This window comes from Saccharopolyspora terrae, assembly GCF_004348435.1.
GTDB classification, from domain to species: domain Bacteria; phylum Actinomycetota; class Actinomycetes; order Mycobacteriales; family Pseudonocardiaceae; genus Saccharopolyspora; species Saccharopolyspora endophytica.
The window spans coordinates 1-11,492 of record NZ_SMKS01000108.1 but is presented as its reverse complement, the minus strand read 5'-3'; the positions used below and the strand labels follow the sequence as shown (position 1 = coordinate 11,492).

Here is an 11,492-nt window from a genome sequence, read left to right as displayed (position 1 = left end):
GTGGGTGATTGGTGGGTGGTTCTTACCTCTTCGTGGCTGTTGGGGCTGGTTACCGTCGCTGACCGCATTGGAGCAGTGGGTCGAGGCCGGCCGACCGCCGGTGAACCCGACGGTGGCCGACCTGAACCACGCCCGCACCAGACCGCTCTGCGAGTGGCCCAGGTACATCACCGGAAACCCCCGATGACGCGGCCAGTTTCACCTGCGCGCCGGCTCAGCAGCCCGCCGCGTAGACGTAGCAGCGGAGCTGCGGTTCCCGGTCGACCGAGGGCGCGCCCACCAGGTTCACCCCCGGCAGAGCGGTGCTGAGCAGACCCGGGATCGCCGACAGCGGTCGCAAGTAGGTGTCCACCGACGCGGGGTCGATGTGCGGCATCAGCGGCTGGCCGCAGACCGAGGCGTCGACCCGAGCCGGATCGGCCGGGCCCGGGTGGTCCAGCGCGTCGATGACCAGCGCGTACGTCACCGGATCGATCGTGCCGACCAGCAGGTGGGTGGAGGTGTTCGCCGCGCACAGGTCCTGCGTGGCGACGTTCGTGATCATGCCCTCGCCGGTGGTGAGCTCGGAGGATTCCGGCGGGGTCACGACCTCGTCGTGGCGGGTGTAGACGACGGTGTAGCTGATGCCCTCGTAGGTCTCGGCGCGGCTGTTGAGCGCCCGCATGAACTCCGAACCGGCCAGCTGCTGCCACACCGCCGGCTTGCACGAGGTCGGACCGGGGCCGCAGCCCTTGAGCGTCTCGGTGCCGTGGTTGGACGGCGCCATGCCGATGATGTCGTCGACCACGGGACGCACATCAGGCCAGAACCGCAGCGCCCAGCGCATGCTCATGCCGCCCTGGGAGTGGCCGAGGACCGCGACGCGCTTGCCGGTCAGCCGGTGCATCGCCCGGATCGAGTGCACCAGGTGCTCCCCGGCGACCTGGATGTCGCCCATCGTGTGGTCGGGCATCGTCACCGCGCACCAGAAGCGGTCCTGGTCGGTGAAGGCCTTGGCGTAGGTCCAGGAGTAGTTCTCCTCCGGAGTGACGCTCGTGGCCGGGCTGAGCAGGACCGGCTGCTGCTCGCTGCCCGGATCGCCATGACACGACAAGGCCGCCTTCAGCTGGTCCTGCGGAACGCTCAGCGCAGGCCCCGGCCGGTCGACGGGAGCGAATCCCGAGTCGGCCTGCGCGGGAATTGGCGCGATGACGAGCACCAGAGCGGCGAGCACGGCGCTGTGCACCCAACGACTGATCATGTCGCTTTCAACGACGTACGACGCCGAAGGATGCGCCGATCAGCGGATCACGCGTTCAGGCCACGGAGAGGGAGGTCAGGCCTTCTCGCTGATGCCGAACCACGCGTAGGGGCGCATCGCCTCGGCTTCAGCCGCGGCCTTCGGGTCGGTGATCAGGTCGGGACGCCAGTCCGGCAGCTGCGCGACGCCCGGGGACAGCAGGCTCCACCGGTCGCCGAGTCCTTCGAGCCACTCGGTGATGGTGGCCCGGTCCCGCAGCCACAGCGGGTTGGGCGTGACGTCGCACTCGGTCCGGAACCGCTCCATCGAGGCGCGCGCGTCGTGATCGGGGACGTCGGAGGCGAAGTGCGTGACGGCCACCCGGGAACCGGCCGCGAGCTTCCCGGCGTAGCGCCGCAGCACCTCCGGGATGTCACCCTCCGGGCCGATGAACTGCAGAACGGACACCGCCAGCAGGCACACCGGCTGCTCCAGGTCGAGCAGGCGCTTGGTGACGTCGTCGGCGAAGATCTCGCGCCAGTTCAGCAGGTCCGCCTGGACGACCCCGGCCCAGTCCGTTTCCTGCAGGTTGACCCGGGTGTGAGCGGTCGCGACCGGCTCGCAGTCGACGTAGACCACGCGAACCGGCTCGTCGGTGTGCTCCCGCAGGATCTCGTGCACGTTGCCCATGGTCGGGATGCCCGAGCCCAGGTCGAGGAACTGGCGGATCCCGGCGTCGAAGGCGTCCACGACGGCGCGCTGCATGAACGAGCGGTTCTGCCGGGCCACGCCCGCGATCTGCGGCCACATGCCGAGCAGCCGCTCGCCGAAGACGCGATCGATCGCCCAGTTGGCGTTCCCACCGAGGAACCAGTCGTAGATCCGTCCCGGGTTGGGGCGCGAGACGTCCAGGTCCGCAGCGTCGCGGGACTGCTCGACCACAGGCGTCCTCCTCAGTTCGGAACCGTTGGGCACATGATCGCATCTCGATCGCAGAAGTCAGAGGTGGGACAGGCCATTGGACGGAATTGACCACAAATGGACGGACATCTGGACGGGTGTGATCCAGTTCAGGCGCAGTGGTGCACCGGGTCACACTCGACCGGGTGATCGGTCTGTTCGTGGGTATCGATTCCGTTCCCGGCCTGCCCTCGTCCGCGCCTCGCTCATCTCCACCGCGGCGGTACCGGGGGTGGGCCCGGAGGTGGCATCGGTGGCGAGACGTCGCGTGGTGGCGGGCAGGCGCAGTGCGGGACGATCCGCCACGCCCGAGGGCGCGCACGGCCGGACGGGCCCGCTGCCGAAGCTGTGGCTCGGCCTCGGTGGAACGGCGGGACTGCTGGCGATCATCGCCGTGGACGTCGCGGTCTTCGTCCGCCCCCTCGAAAGCTCCTGGGACGACGCGAAGCTGGTACTTCCCGCACCGGCTGTCCGACGAGCAGGTCAAGGCCCTGGCCGCCGAGGTCCCCGTTCCTCGACGAGCACAGCCGCTACGCCGTGACCGGGGAACCCCTGCCCCTTCGAGGTCGCGGCGACCACGACCAGCTGCTGGTGCACCTGGGAGATCGAAGTCGACACTGCAAGTCCTGATCAGCTTCGCACAGGCCGTGACCTGCGACGACGCCCTCAAGGAGGGGGTCATGATCGCCGCGAGAACCGTGGGGTAAGCTATGTGCACACCCCACGGGGTGGCCGGGACGTAGCGCAGCTTGGTAGCGCACTTGACTGGGGGTCAAGGGGTCGTGGGTTCGAATCCCGCCGTCCCGACCGGTGAAAAGGTCCGTTGATTTGCCGAGTAATGGCAGGTCAGCGGGCCTTTTTTAGTTGGATCACAGAGCGAGTTCAGCGGCCGTTGAATTGCTGCCGGGGACCAATTGGGGACCAGTGGTTCCGTCGCGGGTCAAGTACGCCGACAGCGCATTGCCGGCTTCGATGATCGACTGATGGTCCGGATGCAGGTAGCGCTGCGTGGTGGCGATGTTGCCGTGCCCAGCCACCTTGCGCAGGACATGGAGTGGAACGCCAGCGTCGGCCATCCAGGTCAGTCCTGTGTGCCGGAGATCGTGTCGCCGCAGATGTTTGAAGCCGAGAACGCGGACGACGTCATCCCAGTGCGTCGCGTCTCGTAAGACTGCCGTGCTGCCGCGTGCGCGAAGCTAATCCCGATAAGTGTCGTGGTCGTAGCCGCGGTCGGCGTAGATCTCATCAGGTTTGCGACGGGGCCGCCCCGGCAGACCTCGTACTTTCGGGATCGCTTCGACCAGCGGTATCAGCTGTGTGACATCGTTGCGGTTGCCACCGGTGACAGACACCCGCAACGGGGTTCCGCAGGCGTCGGTGATGACATGGTGCTTCGAGCCCGGCCGCCCGCGGTCAACCGGACTCGGACCGACTTTTGGGCACGATCGGCCCCGTTTCGCTTGTACCTGGGAGTAGTCCACTGTCGCACGGGAAAAATCCAGCTGATCGGCAGCACGCAACTTCGCCAGCAGCACCTGCTGCAACTCTTTCCACACCTCAGCTTGCTGCCATTCGGCCAGCCGCCGCCAGCACGTCGATCCCGAGCCACACCCCAGCTCCTGGGGCAAGAACTCCCACTGGACGCCGGTGTAAAGCACGAACAGAATGCCCTGCAGGGCCTTGCGATCGTCACAGCAACGGCTCGATCAACGCCCACAGCTCGTCGCTGACCTCCCATGGCTTCGGGCGAGCCATCCCACGCTCCCAACAGAACGTGATCAACTCCGCCCTCACCCTGCCAGACCAAGATCATTCTGCGAGGACCCCTTAGGACGTCGTTTCGGCGCTACCGGGAGCACCAGATCACAGGACCTGTACACGTTGCAAAGTTTTGCAAGCCTCTGGCAAGTAGTGCTTCCACCTAGCCGTCATCTGAGCTAAAAACTCTGCTGAAGGGGTGCTCTTGTGCGCGCAATGTCGCGCGGGTTCGCAACATTTTGCGAAAATCACGCTTGACTTCGATCACGCACCCGCTTAAGTTTCAGCACAAGCACTGCACTGATGAAGAATCAGAGTGAGAGTGCGGACATCCGGAAGAGCGCGAACCGCTCACGTTGCCGCGCGGCCAATCCACCTCGTGCTGGCGCCGACCGTCGCGGTCGGCCCGGCACTGTCCACCGCCTGCGTTACCACGCCCGGGGTCGACGGCAGCGACGACGTCGGCCTTTGCGAAGTCGGATCAAAGGAGATCGAATGAAACCCAGGCGTGCGGCTCTGTATCGATCCCGAATTACTCGCATTGGCCTCGCACGCGACGCTACGTCGCAGCGACGCATGACAGTGGCGACCGGAGACGCGGCCCATGGCCAAGTCGGCTCCCGATCCTAACTAGGTCACCGCAGTTCACGGCGTGCTTAGTCCGTGCGTCGGATCCCTGTGACTGGTGCGGGCAGTGCCCGCGCACAACTTCGTTGGCCAGGTTGTCTGAAACGCCGGCCAGCGAACCTCACGACGTGCCCACGTACCGACGTTGTCACCGAACAACCTTCCGCGCGACTCGGGTGCGTCGTGCTCTCCTCGTCCTGCCGCCAGCGTGCAAAAGCGACGGTGGCCGACTCGTTACGTCTCGCCCGTTCGCTGAGGCCTCGCAGGTCCGCCGAAGAAGTGAAGGATGGTGTTGTCGAGAAATGGTCAGATCAGCACGACGATCCGTCAGAGCGCTCATCATGGCAGTGCTCGTGGCCCTGGCTCTTCCCTCCGCTGCTATGGCCGTTCCGCCGAGCAATGGCCTGGAATGGTCCAAGAACGCCGTCATCTACGAGGTCAACGTCCGGCAGTACACCGAAGAAGGCACTTTCAAGGCCTTCGAGGAGCACCTTCCCCGGCTGAAGGAGCTGGGCGTCGACATCCTGTGGTTTATGCCCATCCACCCCATCGGCGAGAAGAACCGCAAGGGAACGCTCGGCTCCTACTACTCGGTGCGCGACTACCAGTCGGTCAACCCTGAGTTCGGCACGATGGAGGACTTCAAGGCGCTGGTGGCGAAGGCGCACGGCATGGGGTTCAAGGTGATGCTCGACTTCGTGCCCAACCACACCGCCCACGACCACCCGTGGACCGAGCAGCACCCCGATTGGTACGTGCGCGACGACGAGGGCAACCTGACCCCTCCCACTGGAACGGACTGGACCGACGTCGCCCAGCTGAACTGGAACAACCCCGACATGCGCGCCGGGCTGATCGACGCGATGCGCTTCTGGGTCCGCGAGGCCGACGTCGACGGATACCGGATGGACTACGTCACCGGCGTACCCGACGACTTCTGGCCGGACGTGCGGGCGGCGCTCGACGAGATCAAGCCGACGTACCTGCTCGCTGAGAACGAGGACAAGACCCACCTGCTGGACAACGAGTTCCAGGCCAACTACGGGTGGACGATGTTCCACACCATGCACCAGATCGCTCAAGGTCAGCAGAAGGCGCGTGATCTGCAGCGGTACGTGGAATGGGTGCAGAAGACCTACCCGGACGGCGCCTATCCGATGCAGTTCACGTCGAACCACGACGAGAACTCCTGGAACGGCACCACTCGCGAGCTCTTCGGCGACGCGGAGAAGACGATGGCCGCGCTGACCTTCCTCGCGCCGGGTATGCCGCTGATCTACTCGGGGCAGGAAGCCGGGCTGGACAAGCGGTTGGAGTTCTTCGAGAAGGACCAGATCCCGTGGGAAGACCTGTCCATGCAGGAGTTCTACAAGGGATTGGTGGTCCTCAAGAAGGACAACCCCGCACTGTGGAACGGCGCCGCGGGCGGACAAGCCGACTTCCTCAAGTCCTCGGACGAGAACGTGCTGCCCTTCGTCCGCGAGAAGGAGGGAAGCCGCGTGGTCGTCGTCGCGAATCTCTCCCCCGAGCCCACCACGGCCACCATCGACGCCGGTGACCACGAAGGCGAATACCGGGACCACTCCACCGGTTCCGGCGTTGAACTCGAGCGCAAGCACACCTTCGAGCTCCAGCCCTGGGAATACAAGATCCTGATCCAGTGACTCTCCGAAAGGCCGTGGGCACTGCTGCCGCTACCACGCCCGGTCGGCAGCAGTGTCCGGCTTGAGATCCAGGTGCCGGTGGCGGCCCTGATCCTGAAGCGGTGCCTGACCAGATTTGCGAACATTTCCGGAGGTGTGCATGACTTCCCTGAGCCGTGCAGAGGCGAGACCACATCAGCGCCGAACAGGAGTTGCGCTGAAGGCGGGCGTATCCGTGGCATTGACGGTGGCGATGTTATCCGTCGTGCAGCCGGCTGCTGCGGCTCCGGTGGAAACCGATGCCTGTGGCGCGATGCCGGCTCCTGGCCGTTTCCAGGACCGCACGGGATCCGCGACGATCACGGTCACAGCGGTGGGTGATGACTGCCTGCGGACCTACCGGCTGGTCAGCTCGGTCGCCGGAGAACGCGAGTTCAGCGAGGTCCCGGGAAAGCCGACGTTGCGCTCAGGGTCGACGCTGCTCGACGGGCTCTACGCCCTGGCGCATCACGAGGCGGAGCTGAACGAGGCGGACCAGATCACCGATGGTTCGTACAACAACGGTGAGCCGCTCCCTTGCCCCGGTGGCTGTTACATCACCGGCAAGCTCTGGACCTACGTGTGGACCCGAGATGTCTCATACTCGGCCGATCTCGGCCTCACCACAGCCGATCCGCTGCGCATGCGCAACACCCTGGACTTTAAGCTGAGCGATCGGCGCGACGGCTCCGGGGACACGCAGATCATTCAGGACACCGGTACCGGCGGCAGCTACCCGAACTCCACCGATCGAGTCGTGTGGGCGCTGGGAGCCAGTGAAGTTCTCGACTGGTTGCCCGACGGCGAGCGCCAGGTGTTCGCAGCTAGGGCGTTCGAGGGCATCCGCAACACCGTCGAGCACGACCGCGCGGTGGTCTTCGACCCGGCCGACGGCCTCTACCTCGGCGAGCACTCCTTCCTGGACTGGCGCGAGCAGAGCTACGCGGACTGGACAAAGGACGACGTGGCGACCATCGCGACGTCCCGATCGTTGTCGACCAACGTCACCCACTGGGCGGCCATCGACGCCGCGTCACGCCTCGCGGCCGGCGTCGGCGACCAGGGTGCGGCCGCCAAGTACCGCAGCTGGGCCGACAAGCTGATGGAGGCGATTCGAGCGAAGTTCTGGCTGCCTGGGAAGGGCCAGTTCTCCCAGATGCTGTCCACCGAGCTGGACACCTCTCCGGTGAACCGCTACGACGCGCTGGGCACCTCGCTCGCGGTGCTCACCGGGGTCGCCACTCCCGAGCAGGCCGATCAAGCGGTCCGCAACTACCCGCAGACCGAGTTCGGCCCATCCGTGCTCTGGCCGCAGCAGCAGGGTGTCGAGCCGTACCACAACAACGGCATCTGGCCGTTCGTGACCGCCTACATGATGCGGGCTGCCGCAAAGACCGGCAACGACGGCGTGGCCCACGCTCAGGCGCGGTCGCTGGTCAGGGGAGCCGCGCTGTTCGGCACGAACAAGGAGAACATCAACCTGCTCAACGGCACGACCGAGACGGCCCTCAACTCGGACCGCCAGACCTGGAGCGTGGCCGGAATGATGTCGATGGTGCAGCAGAGCCTGTTCGGCATCGACGCGCAGGCGGACGGTCTGCACGTGGCACCGTTCCTTCCCGCCCAAATGCGCCACGAGTATTTCAGCGGGAACCGCGCCGAGCTCAAGGGAATCGACTACCGCGGCCACAAGATCGACATGGCACTGGAGCTGCCCGAGGGAGGCACGCCGACCGGTGCCTACACGGTGCGGTCGATGACACTCAACGGCAAGCAGATCCCCGCTGGTACGACGATCACCGAGGACATGCTGCACGACGGCACCTCCACGCTCATCGTGGAACTGAGCGAACCGCAGCCGAGCGTCCCGGCGCCCGTACCGGTCGATCTCTCGTCCACGGAGGCCTTGTACGGGCCCACCACGCCGGAAGTGCGCGCTGTCCGGCCCGAAGGTGACCGGTTGAAGCTCTCCATCGGGACTGGGAATGAGGATCCGGCCAAGGTCACCATGGACGTCCTGCGCGACGGCGCCGTGATCGCCGAGGACGTCCCGGTCACCGCCGGTGAGCAGGAGTGGATCGATCCGACCTCCGACGGGAATTCCGTCTCGCATTGTTACAGCGTGCGGTTGACCTACAGCTCCAGCGGTAACACCTCCCAGCACGCCAAGCCGGTCTGCTACTGGGGACCGGATGACGACCGCATCACCAAGTCCACCGGCGAGCAGTTCGAAGCCATCGGCGGGACCAGAACCAGCAACGAGAACGGCGTGTACTACGCCGGCTGGGGAACCGAACCGGGTGACAAGCTCACCACCCGGATCACGCCCCAGGCCAGCGGCGAGCACCTCCTGCAGGTCGACGCGGCCGTCGGTGGCCCCATCAACACCGGCGTCACCAGCGGCATGAAGCTGCTGCGCGTTCACGACGACGCCACCGGCGAACTCGTCACCGAGGACGTCATCGCCATGCCGCATACCGGCAGCTGGTCGATCGTCCGGGGTTCCACCTACGCGAAGGCGCAGTTGACCGCGGGAAGGACCTATCAGTTCGAGCTCGTCAACGACCGGCGTGCGGTGAACATGAGTCACTTCACGGACAACGCGCTGTACAAGGACACGCGCGACGGCCCGTCGAACTACAGCGATGTCTTCGCCATCAAGGCACTGCTGAAGGAATCCCCCTAGGGAACCGGCTAGTTGTGATGTCCGGGGAGGTTGTCCCGGTCGTGGTGTGTGAGTTGGTCCTGTTCTGCAGACAGGTGAAGGCCTCTGGTTGTGAAGTGGAGCTGTCTAGGAACCGCTTCATCAACCGGAGGCCTTCGTGTCCCACCCTAACGCCACGCTGACCCCACGTACCCGGCTGCGATTGGCTCGTTTGATCGTCGAGGAGGGCTGGACGGCCACTCATGCGGCGAAGATGTTCATGGTGGCTCCGAGAACAGCACGGAAGTGGGCCCAGCGGTACCGGGTCGAAGGCGTCGCGGGAATGCGTGATCGCAGTTGCCGGCCGCACCACAGCCCGAACAAAACCCCTGATCAGCTCGTGCGGCGGATCGTGGGGCTGCGGTGGCGTCACCGGCTGGGCCCGGTCCAGATCGGCGGGCGTGTGGGCATGCCGGCCTCGACCGTGCACGCGGTCCTGGTGCGCTGCCGGATCAACCGGCTCGCACGAATCGACCGGGTCACCGGCGAACCCTTACGCCGCTACGAACACGACCACCCCGGATCGCTGATCCACGTCGACGTCACCAAGTTCGGCAACATCCCCGACGGTGGCGGCTGGCGCTACCTCGGACGGCACCAGGGAAAACGCAACCGCGCCCTCACAGCACACCGCACCGGCGAGCGCGACCGTCACCACGCCCCACTGCTGGGCACTGCTTACCTGCACACCGTCATCGATGACCATTCCAGGGTCGCCTACGCCGAAATCCGCCAGGACGAGAAAACGACCACCGCGATCGATGTGCTGCACGGCGCTGTCGCGTGGTTCGCCGAACACGGCGTCACCGTCGAACGGGTGCTGTCGGACAACGGTGCCTGTTACCGCTCTCACGCCTGGCGCGATACGTGTCGCGAGCTCGGCATCACCCACAAACGCACCCGGCTCTACCGGCCCCAAACCAACGGCAAAATCGAACGGTTCCACCGCACCCTCGCCGACGGCTGGGCCTACGCCCGCCTCTACGAATCAACCCAACAACGCAACGCCGCCCTGCCAGCCTGGATGCACTTCTACAATCACCACCGCGCCCACTCCGCCATCGGAAGCCGCCCACCAGTTACCCGACTGACCAACCTCCCCGGACATCACACGACGCCTGGTACCGGCACATCACCCTGGCCATGCTCGCCCACGCCTTCCTGGCCGTCACCGCCGCCACCGCCCCAAAAGCCCAGACTGCGGGCTCATCCTGCTCACCCTCGCCGAAATCCGGCGTCTCCTGGCACACCTGATCACCACACCCAGCCGCCTCGTCACCCAAGCCTGGTCACTATGGCGACGACGCCACCAACACCGCGCCAAACAAGCCCACTACCAGCGAAGACACAGACAAAATCACGATCTGCGGCTGGAGTACTAGTTCTCGTCGTCTCGACCCGGGCGGGTGGGCGCGGACGGAGTCCACACCGCTGCGGACGTATGTGGGCACGTCTGTCAGTGACATCGTCCGGGCCGGATCAACTAGGGCGTGTCTGACAATGCTTTGGTCCAGGTGATCGCGGCGTGGAGGATAACCGCGGATCGGTAGACGATGGAGAGCTTGTCGTAGCGAGTAGCCAGACCGCGCCATTGTTTGAGCAGGTTGAACTGGCGTTCAACGACGTTGCGACCGCGATAGTCGATCGGATCGAACGCGGGCGGGCGACCGCCTCGGGAACCGCGTCGCTTGCGGTGCCCGATCTGGTCGGCAGGTTCGGGAATCGCGGCCGTGATACTGCGCGCACGCAGATGCCTGCGAACCGCCCTTGAGGAGTAGGCCTTATCGCCACGAAGCCGGTCGGGCCTGGTGCGGGCCCGACCGCGCCCCACACGAGCGACGCGCAGATGCGGGAACATCGGCGCATCACCAGCCTGCCCGGGCCCGACCAGAGCCACCAACGGCCGGCCGGCCCCGTCGACGAGGTGGTGCACTTTCGTGCTCCAGCCGCCGCGAGAGCGACCGATCGCGTGATCAGGCGGCTCGCTGCGCAGATCCGTGTAATTCGACCCAGCCCCCTGTTGGGCGGGTGATGTTGGTGGCGTGCTGATGCGCCCGCGCAATCGTGGAATCCACCGACACCGCCCAATCCACCAGCCCGGCGGCGTCTGCTTCGGTGAGCAGCCGTTGCAGCACGATGTCCCAGGTTCCATCACCGGCCATCCGACGATGCCAAGTCCAGATCGTCTGCCACGGACCGAATACCTCGGGCACGTCCCGCCAAGCTATCCCGCAGCGATACCGATAGATGATTCCTTCCACCATCGCCCGAGCATCCGAGAACGGACGACCCCGCTTACCGGTACGAACCGGCAACAAGTCCTCGATCAACGCCCACTGGGCATCCGAGAGCAACTGAAACCGCGACACACACCACAGCATCCCAACCAACAGCCCGATTATTTGTCAGACACGCCCTAGTAGTGCTTTGTTAGGTCGGTAATCGGTGGATGTGTTGATGGCAGGTGGGGCAGGTGCCGGACCAGGTGGCGAGCAGGGTTTGTAGCTCGCGGATGATCTTGTAGAGGGTCAGGCTGCCCCAG

Annotated in this window: 6 protein-coding genes, 1 tRNA gene and 4 pseudogenes; 5 read left to right on the top strand and 6 right to left on the bottom strand. The window is 65.5% G+C overall.

Going from position 1 to position 11,492, the window contains the following annotated elements; all coding sequences use genetic code 11:
- Positions 1-214: 214 nt before the first annotated feature.
- Both E1181_RS30075 and E1181_RS30070 read right to left on the bottom strand, forming a co-directional pair.
- Positions 215-1,240 carry an esterase/lipase family protein gene (locus tag E1181_RS30075; protein WP_132679791.1) on the bottom strand — a complete coding sequence of 342 codons (1,026 nt, stop codon included), beginning with the start codon at positions 1,238-1,240 and terminating at the stop codon, positions 215-217.
- Between the two features lie 75 nt (positions 1,241-1,315).
- A complete protein-coding gene (locus tag E1181_RS30070) occupies positions 1,316-2,161 on the bottom strand; it encodes an SAM-dependent methyltransferase (protein WP_132679790.1) in 846 nt (281 codons plus the stop codon).
- 751 nt (positions 2,162-2,912) lie between these two features.
- Here E1181_RS30070 and E1181_RS30060 point away from each other — a divergent pair.
- Positions 2,913-2,986: transfer RNA gene (locus tag E1181_RS30060), tRNA-Pro, on the top strand.
- Between the two features lie 62 nt (positions 2,987-3,048).
- On the opposite strand, the pseudogene E1181_RS30055 reads toward E1181_RS30060, so the two are convergent.
- Together E1181_RS30055 and E1181_RS30050 are read right to left on the bottom strand one after the other, a co-directional pair.
- Positions 3,049-3,309 (bottom strand): annotated as a pseudogene (locus E1181_RS30055) (tyrosine-type recombinase/integrase); the annotation flags it as partial.
- A 72-nt stretch (positions 3,310-3,381) separates the two neighbouring features.
- Positions 3,382-3,934 (bottom strand): annotated as a pseudogene (locus E1181_RS30050) (IS5 family transposase); the annotation flags it as partial.
- Positions 3,935-4,905: 971 nt separating this feature from the next.
- Between E1181_RS30050 and E1181_RS30040 the strand changes: the two are divergent.
- From E1181_RS30040 to E1181_RS33020, 4 genes and pseudogenes are all read left to right on the top strand, one after another.
- Entirely contained in the window at positions 4,906-6,228 is a 1,323-nt protein-coding gene (locus tag E1181_RS30040; RefSeq protein ID WP_207922384.1) for an alpha-amylase family glycosyl hydrolase, read from the top strand.
- Positions 6,229-6,580: 352 nt separating this feature from the next.
- Positions 6,581-8,932, top strand: a complete 2,352-nt coding sequence (locus tag E1181_RS30035; RefSeq protein ID WP_132679786.1) for an MGH1-like glycoside hydrolase domain-containing protein — start codon at positions 6,581-6,583, stop codon at positions 8,930-8,932.
- A gap of 136 nt (positions 8,933-9,068) precedes the next feature.
- A pseudogene (locus tag E1181_RS30030) lies at positions 9,069-10,064 on the top strand (IS481 family transposase); the annotation flags it as partial.
- Positions 10,040-10,204, top strand: a pseudogene (locus tag E1181_RS33020) (IS701 family transposase); the annotation flags it as partial. The pseudogenes E1181_RS30030 and E1181_RS33020, both read left to right, overlap by 25 nt.
- 229 nt (positions 10,205-10,433) lie before the next feature.
- Here E1181_RS33020 and E1181_RS33015 read toward each other — a convergent pair.
- Both E1181_RS33015 and E1181_RS33010 read right to left on the bottom strand, forming a co-directional pair.
- Positions 10,434-10,883: a transposase gene (locus tag E1181_RS33015; protein ID WP_408010955.1), complete on the bottom strand. Its 450-nt coding sequence runs from the start codon at positions 10,881-10,883 to the stop codon at positions 10,434-10,436.
- Positions 10,884-10,923: 40 nt separating this feature from the next.
- The gene (locus E1181_RS33010; RefSeq protein WP_408010959.1) at positions 10,924-11,331 is read right to left on the bottom strand and encodes a transposase; all 408 of its coding nucleotides are present in this window, start codon (positions 11,329-11,331) and stop codon (positions 10,924-10,926) included.
- Between the last annotated feature and the right edge of the window lie 161 nt (positions 11,332-11,492).

What these genes read in the sequence shown, in the direction of transcription:
- E1181_RS33010 (WP_408010959.1), bottom strand. Translation starts at nt 11,331, where the DNA reads ATGCTGTGGTGTGTGTCGCGGTTTCAGTTGCTCTCGGATGCCCAGTGG.
- E1181_RS30075 (WP_132679791.1), bottom strand. Translation starts at nt 1,240, where the DNA reads ATGATCAGTCGTTGGGTGCACAGCGCCGTGCTCGCCGCTCTGGTGCTC.
- E1181_RS30040 (WP_207922384.1), top strand. Translation starts at nt 4,906, where the DNA reads ATGGCAGTGCTCGTGGCCCTGGCTCTTCCCTCCGCTGCTATGGCCGTT.